The organism is Arthrobacter globiformis, from assembly GCF_046536215.2.
Taxonomy (GTDB): domain Bacteria; phylum Actinomycetota; class Actinomycetes; order Actinomycetales; family Micrococcaceae; genus Arthrobacter; species Arthrobacter globiformis_E.
Window position 1 is genome coordinate 1,021,201 of sequence record NZ_CM143421.1, and the last position, 12,630, is coordinate 1,033,830.

A 12,630-nucleotide genomic window follows, 5' to 3' on the forward strand; every position below is an offset into this window, starting at 1 on the left:
TGCCACGGTTGGGTGGGAGCTCAGGCCCGGGCGGCGATGGCCGCGGCCCCGGCCGCCGCGAACTCCGCGATGCGTTCACGCGGGGTGGCGTCGCTGACGAGCGCCTCCCCCACGAGGATGGCGTTGGCGCCGTGCGCCGCGTAGTGCGCGACGTCGTCGGCGTTGCGAACGCCCGACTCCGCCACCACCACGGCTCCGGCGGGAATGCTGCCGGCGAGAGAGGCGAAAACGGAACGGTCGACGTCGAGCGTCTTAAGGTTGCGGACGTTGACGCCGATGATCCGGGCGTCGGCGGCCACGGCGCGCTCGACTTCCTCCGGCGTGTGTGTTTCCACCAGCACGTTCATGCCCAGCTCGCGGCTGAGGGCGCTGAATTCGCGCAGCTGCTGGTCGGACAGCGCGGCCACGATCAGCAGGATGAGATCCGCACCGTGGGCGCGGGCTTCCCAGATCTGGTATTCGTCCAGAGTGAAGTCCTTGCGCAGCAGCGGGACGTCCACCCGGGCGCGGACGGCGTCCAGGTCAGCCAGCGAACCGTTGAAACGGCGCTGCTCGGTGAGCACGCTGATCACCGAGGCTCCGCCGTCGGCGTACTGCACGGCCAGCGACGCGGGATCCGCGATGCTGGCGAGGTCGCCCTTGGAGGGGCTGCGGCGCTTGATCTCGGCGATGACCTTGAGCTCGCCGCGGTCCTGGGACAGCCCGCCGAGGGCAGCCCAGGCGTCACGGGCAGGAGCCGCCGCCAGGGCGCGGTCCTTCAGTTCCGCGAGGGACACGAGGCGCTTCCGGTCCTCCATGTCCTCCCTGACACCGGCGTTGATGTCGTCGAGAACAGTCACGGTTAGTGGCCGGTGTTCTTGATCTTGCTGCCGCCCACGCCGTAGCCGGCCTTGCGCATAATGAAGCCGGCCAGCAGGCCGACGAACATGACGGCGATGCCGGCCCAGAAGATCGGGGTGTTGGCAATGACGAACGCGATGGAGGCGATGAGGGCGCCGATGAGCATGACGATCACGCAGGTCCAGGCGGCCGGGCTGTTGCCGTGGCCCAGGTCGATGCTGTGGTCGATGCCGTGGTGCTCCTTGGGGGCCGCGGGCTTTGTACCGGAAACAGTGGCTTTGCTCATGTGAATCTCCTCAGGATCAATACTGCTTACATTCTGCCATTTTTTGCCGCGGCCTTCGGCATCGCGGCCGGGGTGCGTGGCTGCATGACCCGCGGCTCAGGTGGGGTCGTCGCCCCGGGAGAGCCTGTCCCAGCTGTCGATCTCGTCCACCGGGCCGGCCTGCTCATCCGCGGGACCCGCCGCCGCGGCGTCGTATTTGGTCCGTGACTTCCAGTACCGCCCCGCCGGAACCACCAGCAGGCCGCCAACGGCCAGCAGGGAACCTGCGACGACGGCGAGCACCGGGAAGGCGCTGACACTTACGTCCGCGGTCCCTCCGGAGACGCCGGTGGCGGCGGCGATGGAGCCCTGGGCCGCGGCGAGCGGATCAGCGAGGACAGTAGCGGCGGCCGCGATGATGCCGGCCGCTGCCAGCACGATGATGGCCGTGATGACCCAGCGTGCGATTTTTCCGGCGATGGACGCCGCGAGGCCGCCGGCCAGCGCCACGAGGGCAAGGGCGGTGACCGTGGTGGCTGCCTTGCTGCCCTGGACCTGGAGGCCGTCGCCGCCGGCGGCCTGGCCTACCTGCTGGGGGTCGAGGTGGACTGTCAGCCAGGTCTGCGTGGTGGTGCCGAAGGCCGCCAGCGCCAGGGCAGCGATCAGCAGCACCACCGTGGACTTGCGGGCCCAGCCCGGCACCGTGCGGCGCGTTTTGCCGGGCACGGCGGATCCGGCGGGAACCGCCATCAGGAGTTTGCCTCGGTGACGGAGTCCGGGCTGATGTTGTGCAGCGAGCCGGCCGTGTGGACGGCACGCAGCGGGGCGGCCGCCTTGTTGACAGTTTCCTGTGCCTCGGCCGGGTTGCTCGAATCAGCCACAATGCCGCCGCCCGCCTGCACGTAGGCACGGCCTTCCCGCAGCAGGGCGGAGCGGATGGCGATGGCCATGTCCATGTCGCCGGCGAAGTCCAGGTAGCCCACCACGCCGCCGTAGATGCCGCGCCGGTGGGGTTCGAGCTCATCCAGGAGGCGCAGGGCGCGCGGCTTCGGGGCACCGGAGAGTGTACCGGCCGGGAAGGTGGCCTTCAGAACGTCGTAGGCCTTCGCCGTGGGGGCCAGGCGTCCGACGACGGTGGAGACCAGGTGCATGATGTGGCTGAACCGCTCCACCTCCATGAACTGGGTGACGTCCACGGAACCCGCGACGCAGACCTTCGAGAGGTCGTTCCGGGACAGGTCCACCAGCATGAGGTGTTCCGCCCGTTCCTTCTGGTCCGCGAGGAGTTCCTCGGCCAGGGCCTTGTCCGCGTCCACGGTCTTGCCGCGCGGCCGGGAGCCGGCAATGGGGTGGGTGATGACGTCCTCGCCGGTCACGGTGACCAGCGCCTCCGGCGACGACCCCACGATCGAGTACTGCCGGCCGGCGGCATCCTCGAGGCTGAAGATGTACATGTACGGGCTCGGGTTGGTGTTCCGCAGCACCCGGTAGACGTCCAGCGGCGACGCCCCGCACTCCATCTCGAAGCGGCGGGAGATGACCACCTGGAAGACTTCGCCGTCCACGATCGCCTCTTTGCCCCGGTCGAGGGCGGCCAGGTACTCGGGCTCGTGCCAGCGCTCCTGGACGCTGGCGGCGAAATCGAGCGCGGCCGGCTCCAGCACGGACACCGGCTGGAGCACCGGGGTGCTGATGCGCGCCAGCAGCTCCTTCACGCGGGCGACGGCGTCATGCCAGGCCTCGTCGACTCGTTCGGAGCTGTTGTCGAAGTTGATGGCGTTGGCGATCAGCAGCACCGTGCCGTCCATGTTGTCGTGGACGGCCATGTCGGTGACCAGGTTCAGGGCCAGTTCGGGCAGCTGCAGGTCGTCCTCGGGCGGGCTGGTGAGCTTTTCCCAGTGACGGACCGTCTCCCAGCCAAGGAAGCCCACCAGGCCGGAGGTGAACGGCGGAAGCCCGTCGAACCGGTCGGTACGCAGCGCCTCGATGGTGTCGCGGATGGCATCAACCGGATTTCCGTCCACGGGCACACCCGCCGGCGGCTCACCCAGCCAGTGAGCCTGTCCGTCCTTGGTGGTCAGCGTGGCGCGGGACCGGGAACCGATGAAGGAGTAGCGGGACCAGGCGCCGCCGACGGCCGCCGACTCCATGAGGAACGTGCCCGGCTGGCCCTGTGCCAGCTTCCGGTACAGCCCAATCGGGGTTTCCGCGTCCGCCAGCACCTTGAGCCGCACAGGGATGACGCGGCTGTGGGCGGCGAGTTCCCGGAATTCTTCCAGGCCAGGGCTGATGATTCCGAGGTCCTGCATCGCTATTGGTTCTCCGTCTGTTCTTGGTATGAAGCCTGTTGGCTGGCCCTGCTGATGGTGCGGGCCGTTGGGTGGAACCCTGTCGGGTGGAGCCCGGTCCGGTGGGAGCGGCGGCCGCTAGCTGGCCGGGCCTGCCACAACATCGAAGTCCCTGCCGTCGAAGCAGGTCCGGGTACCGGTGTGGCACGCTGCCCCCACTTGGTCCACCCGCACGAGGAGGGCGTCGCCGTCGCAGTCCAGGGCCACCGACTTGACCCACTGCACGTGGCCGGACGTGTCACCCTTGCGCCAATACTCCTGGCGGGAGCGCGAGTAGAACGTCACGCGGCCGGTGGTCAGAGTCCTGTTCAGTGCCTCGTCGTCCATCCAGCCCAGCATGAGGACCTCGTTGGTGTCGAACTGCTGCACGATGGCAGCCACAAGCCCGGCGCCGTCCCGTTTCAGGGTCGAGGCGATCTCGGCCGGAAGCGGACTCCCCGGCAGGAGGCTGGCACCGGCGCCGGCGGAAGGGGCGTCGGAAGAAGTGGCACCGGCGGTTGAGGCGGGGGCGGGGCTGGGGGCGGGCTGCTCAGACATCACATCAAGTCTAGTGCCCAACACGGGCACGCCGGGTCCGGACTCCGGCACGAGCGGTCCAGCGCTCCGGCAGATACGCCCCAGCGCTCCTCGATGGTCCAAGCCCTCCTCGTGACACACGCACGGCCCGCAGGGGCGATCAGCCACCTGCGGGCCGTGCGGCCGCTGGACGTCAGGACGCGGCGCGCTTCACCACGACATCGTCTACGTAGCTGTCTCCCATCTGCCGCGGATGCTCCGCACCAAACTGGACCCGGCTCAGGGTGGTGGAGGGGAGATTCACCGTCCTGTTGAACACCTGAACGGTTCCGAACCAGATCTGGACGGAGGACCGGGCGCCGTCCGCGCGTACCTGCATCCTCACGTGCTGCCAGGTGTTCAGCGGAACGGCAGCGGCCCGGAGCCTGGTGTAGCTGACAGTGCCGTTCGGGTTGGCGAGCCGCAGCCACAGCTGCCCGTTGGCGTTGTTGCGGAAGACGTCCGCCACCCGTGTTGAGCCCGAGAAGAACCGGACATACGGCACATTGTTGCCGGCAAGCCCGCCGGTGGTGATGTTCACCCAGGCGTCCGCGTTTGCCCGCTTGGTTCCGGCGGCCAGACCCACCCTCATGTTCGCCACGGAGCCTGTGGTGTCCGTGGCACGGATTCGAACAGAGCACGTTCCGGAGTGGGCCTTGGGGCTTGTCACCGCCACCGTTCCGGTCCCGGCAATGCTCCGGACAAACGGCGACAGGGTGTTGCCCTCAAAGTTGGTGGCCGTCACGAGCGTCCCCGTGAAGGTGGTGCTGGTGGGAGCGGCCAGGCCTGTCCTGCACACCGCCGCCGTGGCGGCATTGGCGGTACCGAAAATCAAACTGCCCGATACAAGCAGCCCCAGGCTGCCGAGAGTGCCCATTTTCTTCAGAGTGCTCATTGCTTTCCTCACGCCACAGATGGAGTTTTCTTATGTGCTCCACTGCAGCCTTCCGGCTCACCCCCGGAAGCAGACCGAACTCGCCTGATGATGCGCTGGAGCCAGTTGCGTGCACTCCCCCTCCAAATACTTGGAGCACGGCCTTGGAAAAAGCTTGGAGTTTCTTGAAGCGTCTCCGGTTTCAAAAAGGCCGCTGCTCCGGCGGACCGAAGGGCACAAATTCACCGTCATCAACAGACTGCGCAACTCCACCGGGGACGTGCTAGTTTTCCAAGTGATGCATTTCGTCGATCCGTCCCGAGAAGTCCTGGCCGAGACCCTGCTGGCGGCCGGTCCTGACTCCCCCACGCTCTGCAAGGGCTGGAAGACCAGAGACCTCGCAGCCCACCTGTACCTGCGCGAGCGGAAGGCTGCCGTCGGGCTGGGCCTGATCATCAAGAGCCTGTCCAAGGCCTCGGACAAGGCAACCGCGCGCCTGGCCGGAAAGCTCAGGACCGCCGACGACTACGCCAAGCTCGTGAACTCGTTCCGCGCGGGACCGCCGGCGCTCTCGCCGATGAAGATCAAGGCGCTGGACGAGAGCTCCAACCTGATCGAATACTTCGTCCACACGGAGGATGTCCGGCGCGCCGTTGACCGCTGGGCACCCCGAGCCCTTGACGAGGAGTACTCCGACGCGCTGTGGGATGAGCTCGTCAAGCGGGCCGCCATCCTCTACCGCGGCGTGGACCTGGGCATCGTCCTGGTCAGCCCCTCCGGCCCCCGGCATGTGGCCAAGCGTGCACCGGTCTCAGTGGCGATCGTCGGGGAGCCCGGCGAGCTCCTCATGCATGCCCACGGCCGCACGCGCCATGCGCTGGTCACGTTCGAAGGCCAGCCGGACGCCGTCGCCCTCCTCCAGTCCGCCGAAGTGGGCCTGTAACAAAGCAACGTTGAACAAAGCAACGCGGGTGGGCCCACGCCCTCAGGGTTCCCTGGCCGAGCTTGCGAGGCGAGGGTGAGGGCGGGGTCACTTAGCGCCCAATAGCCTCGGGTTATTGGGCGCCAAGTGACCCCGCGTTGCTTTTCCGGGCCGCGGGTGGGGACTAGCGGACCTGGAAGCCGGCGTCGCGGATGGCCGTCTTGACCTGGGACATCATGTCGTCCGGGCCCCAGTGGAAGATGGACGCCGCGAGCACGGCGTCCGCCCCGGCCTGGACCGCGGGCGGGAAGTGCGCGGGTTCGCCGGCGCCGCCGGAGGCAATGATCGGAACCTTGACCGCGGACCGGACCAGCCGGATGAGCTCGAGGTCGAAGCCGTCCTTGGTGCCGTCGGCGTCGATGGAGTTGAGCAGGATCTCCCCCACGCCGCGGTCCGTCGCTTCCTTGGCCCAGGCGATGGCATCGATTCCGGTGCCCTGGCGGCCGCCGTGGGTGGTCACTTCAAAGCCCGACGGCGTGGGCTGGGATCCGGGGCGGACCCGCCGCGCGTCCACGGACAGCACCAGCACCTGGGAACCAAAGTGCCGGGTGATTTCGTCAATGACGTCGGGGCGTGCCACGGCGGCGGTGTTGATGGAGGCCTTGTCGGCTCCGAAGCGCAGCAGCTTGTCCACCTCGGCCACGCCGCGGACGCCGCCGCCGACTGTCAGCGGAATGAACACTTCCTCGGCGGTGCGGCGGACGACGTCGAACGTCGTTTCGCGGTTGCCCGAGGACGCGGTCACGTCCAGGAAGGTGAGCTCGTCGGCGCCGGCGTTGTCGTAGCGGTGGGCCAGTTCCACGGGGTCCCCGGCGTCGCGGAGGCCTTCGAAGTTGATGCCCTTGACCACGCGGCCGGCATCAACGTCCAGGCAGGGAATAACGCGGACGGCTACAGCCATGACTTCTCCTGTTGTACTGCTGGGGTGTGCTGTCGGAAGGAAACGGGTCAGATCCGGCAGGCGTGGATGCTGCTGACCAGGATGGCGCGGGCGCCGAGGTCGTACAGCTCGTCCATGATCCGGTTGGTTTCCTTCTTGGGCACCATGGAGCGGACGGCCACCCAGTCAGAATCGCGCAGCGGCGAGACGGTGGGCGACTCCAGGCCGGGCGTGAGGCCGGCGGCCTGCTCCACGAGCTCCTTACGGATGTCGTAGTCCATGAGCACGTACTGGCGCGCCACCAGGACGCCCTGCAGGCGGCGGATCAGGACCTCAATTTCCTTGGCCGTGCCGTTGGCGGCGCCCCCCTCGCCGGTGCGGCGGATGAGCACGGCTTCGGACTTGAGGATCGGATCGCCGAAGATCTCCATGCCGGCGGCCTTGAGGGTGTTGCCCGTTTCGACGACGTCAGCAATGGCGTCCGCGACGCCAAGGCGCACGGAGGATTCCACCGCACCGTCCAGCCGGACCACCTTCGCCTTGATGCCGCGCTCCGCCAAGTAGTCGCGCAGGAGGCCGTCGTAGCTGGTGGCAAGGCGCTTGCCCTCGAGTTCATCCACAGTGCTGAAGTCGCCGATCGGTCCGGCGAAGCGGAACGTGGAGGCGGCAAAGCCGAGCGGAAGCAGCTCCTCAGCCTCCACCTGAGCGTCCAGCAGGAGGTCGCGGCCGGTGATTCCGACGTCGAGCGTTCCCTGCCCGACGTAAACGGCGATGTCGCGGGGGCGGAGGAAGAAGAACTCGATGTCGTTGTCGGGGTCCACCATGACCAGCTCACGGCTGTCCCGGCGCTGGCGGTAGCCCGCCTCGGACAGCATGGCGGAGGCGGCTTCGGACAGGGATCCCTTGTTGGGTACGGCTACACGCAGCATTAGGAGGTCTTTCTGGTTTGGAAGTTGGGGTCAGGCAAGCGGGGCCACGCAGAGGCGGCTAGAGATGCTTGTAGACGTCTTCCAGGCTGAGTCCTTTGGCGAGCATCAGGACCTGCAGGTGGTACAGGAGCTGCGAGATCTCCTCGGCCGCGGCTTCGTCGGATTCGTACTCGGCTGCCATCCAGACTTCAGCCGCTTCCTCCACGACTTTCTTGCCGATGCCGTGGATTCCCGACTCCAGTTCGGCGACGGTGCGGGAGCCCTCGGGGCGGGTCGCTGCCTTCTCGCTCAGTTCTGCGAACAGCGTCTCGAAATTCTTCACGCCCTCCAGCCTACTTGCTCCGGGCCGGGGCCCGCCTGTCGGGCAGTTCCATGACGGCGGGGATGTGAGCGATTACACACGCTGGATGCTTGCGTCCGCATCCCCGCCGCGCCCCGGAACTGGGGAAATGTTCCTAGTAGTTCTTGAGCAAAAGTGCCGTGGCCAGTGCGGCTGTGACGGCCTCGTGCCCCTTGTCCTCCGAGGATCCGGGCAGACCGGCCCGGTCCAGGCCCTGCTCCTCGGTGTCGCAGGTGAGGACGCCGAACCCAACCGGCACACCGGTGCTGACGCTGACATCGGTGAGTCCCGACGTCGCGGCCTGGCAAACGTAGTCAAAGTGCGGCGTGCCGCCGCGGATGACGACGCCGAGGGCCACGACGGCGTCAAAGTGCGGTGCCAGCCGCGCGGCAGCGACCGGAAGCTCAAAGCTGCCCGGGACGCGCAGCACTGTGGGCTCGCTGATGCCGGCGTCCTTGGCCGCGCGCAGGGCTCCGTCCAGGAGGCCGTCCATGATCTGGGTGTGCCAGCTTGCCGCCACGATCGCCAGCTTCAGCTGCGAGGTTTCCGCGGGGTCGAGGGTGGTGAGGTCAATCTGGGGTGCGCCGTGTCCGCTCATAAAATCTTCGTGATCCGTTCAGTCTTGTTCGTGGTCAAAAGTGTCAGTGCCGGTGCGGGGCAGGCCCGCGGTCTCGGTGTCGAGGGTCAGCAGGTGGTCCATGCGGTCCTTCTTGGTCTGCAGGTAGCGCAGGTTCTGTTCCCGGGACGGCACCTCGGTGGGCACCATCTCGACGACCTTCACGCCGGCCGTGGCCAGGCGGTTCTGCTTGTCCGGGTTGTTGCTCAGCAGCCGGATCTCGTGCAGGCCCATTTCGGCCAGAATCTGCGCCGCGGCCTTGTAGCAGCGGGCGTCCACGGGCAGTCCCAGCTGCTCGTTGGCCTCGACGGTGTCGAACCCGGCCTCCTGCAGGGCGTAGGCCTTGATCTTGTTGGCCAGCCCGATGCCGCGGCCTTCCTGGCCGCGGAGGTACAGCAGTGTGCCGCCGTTCTCGGCAATCATCTCCAGGGCGTAGGCGAGCTGCTCGCCGCAGTCGCAGCGGTAGGAACCGAAAACATCGCCGGTGAGGCATTCCGAATGCAGGCGCACCAGGGGCGCCTTGCCGTCCTTGGGCGGATTCGGGGAGCTGACCGCAAGGTGTTCGGCGCCGGTCACCAGATCAGTCCAGGCCTGCGTCACGAAATCACCGAACGCCGTGGGCAGCTGCACCACGGGGCCGCTGCTCACCGGGTGCGGCTGCCGGCCGTTGCTGCTCGGTTCCGCTGTCTGAGATGCCGTCATCGTGTTTCCCCTTCTCCGGCCGGACTGACTTCCAAAGTGCTCTCCTGTGAAGATACACGGTGGTCAGCTCCCAGATAGGCAACCAGGTCCTCAATCGAGATCAAGGGGCAGCCATGCTCGGCAGCGAAAACCCGGAGTCCGTCCAGCCGCATCATCTCACCGTCGTCGTACACCACTTCGGCGATCACGCCCACCGGCTCCAGGCCGGCGAGCCGGCACAGATCGACGGCCGCTTCGGTGTGGCCGGGGCGTTCACGCACTCCCCCATTAACGGCCCGCAGCGGGAAAATATGCCCGGGACGGGTCAGCGTATCCGGGCCGCTGGCCGGATCGGCGATGATGCGGGCGGTGAGCGCCCGGTCGGTGGCCGAGATGCCGGTGCTCACGCCGGTGGCGGCGTCGCAGGAGACGGTGTAGGCCGTCCCCTTCGCGTCCTGGTTGACCTCCACCATCGGCGGCAACTCCAGCGCGTCGGCACGGGCACCGTCGAGCGGCACGCAGATGACGCCGGAACTGTACCGGATGGTCCAGCCCATGAGCGCCGGGGTGGCGTGCTGAGCCGCGAAGATGATGTCGCCTTCGTTTTCGCGGTCCTCGTTGTCCACCACCAGGACCGGCCGTCCGGCCGCCATGGCGCGGACGGCGTCCTCGATCGGGTCCAGGGTCAGGTTGCCGGAAGCCAGGCCGCCGGGCGTATGGTCGGTGGAAACCGAGCCGGAAACAGCCGCGTCAAGCTTTGCCGGGCCGCTCACAGCTGCACCTCCGTGGCTTCCGTTTCCGCACCCGCAGAGCGGAATGCGAGCAGCCGCTCGGTGTACTTTGCCAGCACGTCCACTTCAAGGTTGACCCGGGCACCGGCCGGCTTGGCGCCGAGCCCGGTGTCGGCCAGGGTGGTGGGGATAAGCCCCACCTCGAACCACGGCGCCGCTTCGGCTGCCGGGCTGACCGCGGTGACGGTGAGGGAGACGCCGTCGATGGCGATGGAACCCTTCTCCGCGATGTAGCGTGCGAGCCGTTGTGGTACGCCGAACCTGAGGCGTTCCCAGTTTCCCTGCGGCTCGCGTTCGAGCAGTTCGCCGACGCCGTCCACGTGGCCCTGGACCACGTGGCCGTCGAGGCGTCCGCCGGCGGGGACGCAGCGTTCGAGGTTGACGGGGTCGCCCGCGGCAAGCTCGCCAATGGTGCTGCGGATGAGGGTCTCCCCCATGACGTCGACGCTGAAGTCCTTGCCGTCGATGGCGGTGGCCGTGAGGCAGACGCCGTTGACGGCAATGGAGCCGCCCAGCGGCAGCCCTTCAGCGGTAGCGGGAGCGTGCAGGCGCAGCGTTGCGCTTGTGTCCCCGTCCCGGTCCACGGAGAGGACCTTTCCCTGTTCGGCGATAATTCCGGTGAACATCAGTAGCCTCCCATGGCTGTGTCCGCTCCTGTGCGGACAGATAGTGAATCGGTTGACGTTGATTGTGTTGAAGTTGGCCGGGCCGCTGCGGGCGGGTCTTGGGCTGCGCCGGCGTCCTCCGGAAGCAGGTGCAGGCGAAGGTCCCTCCCGAGGTACCGGACCGCGCCGCCCGACGCCGGATCCCATGCCCAGCGCTGCGCCTCCGCCAGCGTTCCGATGCCCAGGCCATTGAGGGCCGGCGTTCCGGAACCCAGCAGCGTGGGTGCCAGGTACACGATGAGTTCGTCCACGAGTCCTTCGGCCAGGAAGGCGCTGAGGATCCTCGATCCGCCCTCGACCATGACGTGCCTTGTGCCGGCCGCGAACAGCATGGCCAGGGCCTCCTGCGGGTCCCGGGTGGGAAGGTGCAGGACCTTGCCGTCGTCGCCACGCACGGCGGCGTCTTCCGGCACGTCGCGAAGGCCCATGACCGCGCGCAGCGGCTGCTTTCCGGTGGTGTCGCCGTTGGCATCGCGGGCTGTCAGGCGCGGGTTGTCCACCAGCACGGTCTGCGTGCCCACGAGGATGGCATCGATCCGGTTCCGGATGCCGTGGTTGTCCGCCAGCGACTCCGGACTGGAAATCCACTGGCTAGTACCGTCCTCGGCCGCGATCCGGCTGTCCAGGGTCTGGGCGATGTGCAGGGTAACGAACGGGCGCTTGGCGTCGACGGCCTGGAACCAGCGCCGGTTCAGCTCCAGCGCACGCTCGGCTGCCAGCCCGCTGCGCACGCTGACTCCCGCGGCCCGCAGGGTGGCGGCACCGCCGGCGGCGGGGTCGTGGGGGTCGTCGACGGCGTACACGACGTTCGCTATCCCGGCGTCGATGATGGCCTGGGCGCACGGTCCCGTGCGGCCCACATGGTTGCAGGGCTCGAGGGTGACCACCATGGTGGTCCCGTGAAGGTCGACGCCGGAGCTGACCGCCGCCGCTATCGCGTCGGCTTCGGCGTGCGCGGTACCGGCACCGCGGTGGTATCCCGTGGCCAACTGCCGACCGTCAGGTCCGACGACGACGGCGCCCACCAGCGGATTGGCGCCCCGGGGCCCCTGCAGGGCGGCTTCCAGCGCCGTGTCCATGGCGGCCGTTTCAGCGGCGGTGAAGGCCGATACCGGAGTCTGGGCGGCAGTCATTTGGACACCGCCGGGTCCGGGAAGGCTGTCTCAACCCTAATGGCTGAGTCAGCGACGGCAGACGGTTCGGCGTGGGCCTGGGCCCGGGACGCCCGCCACCAGACGATGAAGCCGGCCAGGGTGAAGAAGCCGTAGAACAGGTACATGAAGGCACTGGCGAAGTACCCGGCGCTGAAGAGCAGTGGAACGCCGACCACGTCCACGGCAACCCAGATCAGCCAGAACTCGGTCCAGCCGCGGGCCATGCCGTAGGTGGCCAGGAGCGAGCCCATGAAGGTCCAGGCGTCGGCCCACACCGGCGGGTAGGAGCCCAGGGAGTCGAAGAGCGGGGTCAGGGCGGCCGTTCCGGCCGCCAGCGCGAGTACCAGCGCCACGCGGGTCCTGGCACTGGCCCACGCGGGGGCGATCGCCGTCGACGATCCAGCCGCCCGGCGGCTCTGCTGCCAGCGCTGCCAGCCGTAGACCGCAACGATGATGAACATGACCTGCCGCCCGGCCTGTCCCCACAGCGTGGCGGGCGTGGCGGAGCCGAAGACGTTGCCCAGGAAGACTGTTAGAAGGAGGAGGTTGCCGGCGATGCCGACGGGCCATGCCCAGACCTTGCGCCGCATACCGCCGAGGGCACTGGCCAGGCCGAAAATGTTTCCCAGCACTTCGCGGAGAATGAGCACTGATCCACCCACAGGGATCTGTGCCTCGAAGAGCCAACGCAGGATGTCCATGCGTGCGTG

At 67.9% G+C, this 12,630-nt stretch carries 16 protein-coding genes; 1 reads left to right on the forward strand and 15 read right to left on the reverse strand.

What is annotated here, in order from left to right:
- Positions 1-20: 20 nt before the first annotated feature.
- From trpC to R5O87_RS04640, 6 genes are all read right to left on the reverse strand, one after another.
- Positions 21-839 carry an indole-3-glycerol phosphate synthase TrpC gene (gene trpC, locus R5O87_RS04615; RefSeq protein WP_410557455.1) on the reverse strand — a complete coding sequence of 273 codons (819 nt, stop codon included), beginning with the start codon at positions 837-839 and terminating at the stop codon, positions 21-23.
- 2 nt (positions 840-841) lie between these two features.
- Positions 842-1,126 carry an HGxxPAAW family protein gene (locus R5O87_RS04620; RefSeq protein ID WP_306922475.1) on the reverse strand — a complete coding sequence of 95 codons (285 nt, stop codon included), beginning with the start codon at positions 1,124-1,126 and terminating at the stop codon, positions 842-844.
- Between the two features lie 96 nt (positions 1,127-1,222).
- A complete protein-coding gene (locus R5O87_RS04625; protein WP_410557456.1) occupies positions 1,223-1,855 on the reverse strand; it encodes a Trp biosynthesis-associated membrane protein in 633 nt (210 codons plus the stop codon).
- Entirely contained in the window at positions 1,855-3,414 is a 1,560-nt protein-coding gene (locus tag R5O87_RS04630; RefSeq protein WP_410557457.1) for an anthranilate synthase component I, read from the reverse strand. The genes R5O87_RS04625 and R5O87_RS04630 overlap by 1 nt, the downstream gene beginning before the upstream one ends.
- A gap of 117 nt (positions 3,415-3,531) precedes the next feature.
- Positions 3,532-3,990, reverse strand: coding sequence for a phosphoribosyl-AMP cyclohydrolase (gene hisI, locus R5O87_RS04635; RefSeq protein ID WP_462836391.1), 459 nt, complete (start codon positions 3,988-3,990; stop codon positions 3,532-3,534).
- A gap of 172 nt (positions 3,991-4,162) precedes the next feature.
- Positions 4,163-4,903, reverse strand: coding sequence for a hypothetical protein (locus R5O87_RS04640; RefSeq protein ID WP_410557464.1), 741 nt, complete (start codon positions 4,901-4,903; stop codon positions 4,163-4,165).
- A gap of 277 nt (positions 4,904-5,180) precedes the next feature.
- Between R5O87_RS04640 and R5O87_RS04645 the strand changes: the two genes are divergently transcribed.
- Entirely contained in the window at positions 5,181-5,825 is a 645-nt protein-coding gene (locus tag R5O87_RS04645; protein WP_377953523.1) for a TIGR03085 family metal-binding protein, read from the forward strand.
- A 163-nt stretch (positions 5,826-5,988) separates the two neighbouring features.
- Here R5O87_RS04645 and hisF read toward each other — a convergent pair whose 3' ends face one another.
- From hisF to pnuC, 9 genes are all read right to left on the reverse strand, one after another.
- A complete protein-coding gene (gene hisF, locus R5O87_RS04650; RefSeq protein WP_410557466.1) occupies positions 5,989-6,765 on the reverse strand; it encodes an imidazole glycerol phosphate synthase subunit HisF in 777 nt (258 codons plus the stop codon).
- Positions 6,766-6,812: 47 nt separating this feature from the next.
- A complete protein-coding gene (gene hisG, locus R5O87_RS04655; RefSeq protein ID WP_410557467.1) occupies positions 6,813-7,673 on the reverse strand; it encodes an ATP phosphoribosyltransferase in 861 nt (286 codons plus the stop codon).
- Between the two features lie 58 nt (positions 7,674-7,731).
- The gene (locus R5O87_RS04660) at positions 7,732-7,995 is read right to left on the reverse strand and encodes a phosphoribosyl-ATP diphosphatase (protein WP_003801526.1); all 264 of its coding nucleotides are present in this window, start codon (positions 7,993-7,995) and stop codon (positions 7,732-7,734) included.
- 133 nt (positions 7,996-8,128) lie between these two features.
- Positions 8,129-8,611, reverse strand: coding sequence for a 6,7-dimethyl-8-ribityllumazine synthase (gene ribH / locus R5O87_RS04665; RefSeq protein ID WP_410557468.1), 483 nt, complete (start codon positions 8,609-8,611; stop codon positions 8,129-8,131).
- Positions 8,612-8,629: 18 nt separating this feature from the next.
- Positions 8,630-9,331, reverse strand: coding sequence for a GTP cyclohydrolase II (ribA, locus tag R5O87_RS04670; protein ID WP_410557469.1), 702 nt, complete (start codon positions 9,329-9,331; stop codon positions 8,630-8,632).
- Positions 9,328-10,014 carry a 3,4-dihydroxy-2-butanone-4-phosphate synthase gene (ribB, locus tag R5O87_RS04675; protein WP_410557536.1) on the reverse strand — a complete coding sequence of 229 codons (687 nt, stop codon included), beginning with the start codon at positions 10,012-10,014 and terminating at the stop codon, positions 9,328-9,330. The genes ribA and ribB overlap by 4 nt, the downstream gene beginning before the upstream one ends.
- A gap of 65 nt (positions 10,015-10,079) precedes the next feature.
- Positions 10,080-10,727 (reverse strand): riboflavin synthase, encoded by a 648-nt coding sequence (locus R5O87_RS04680; protein ID WP_410557470.1) that lies wholly within the window; start codon positions 10,725-10,727, stop codon positions 10,080-10,082.
- Complete coding sequence (ribD, locus tag R5O87_RS04685; RefSeq protein WP_410557471.1) at positions 10,727-11,899, reverse strand: bifunctional diaminohydroxyphosphoribosylaminopyrimidine deaminase/5-amino-6-(5-phosphoribosylamino)uracil reductase RibD; 1,173 nt, start codon at positions 11,897-11,899, stop codon at positions 10,727-10,729. The genes R5O87_RS04680 and ribD overlap by 1 nt, the downstream gene beginning before the upstream one ends.
- Positions 11,896-12,621, reverse strand: coding sequence for a nicotinamide riboside transporter PnuC (gene pnuC, locus R5O87_RS04690; protein WP_410557472.1), 726 nt, complete (start codon positions 12,619-12,621; stop codon positions 11,896-11,898). The genes ribD and pnuC overlap by 4 nt, the downstream gene beginning before the upstream one ends.
- Positions 12,622-12,630 lie beyond the last annotated feature (9 nt).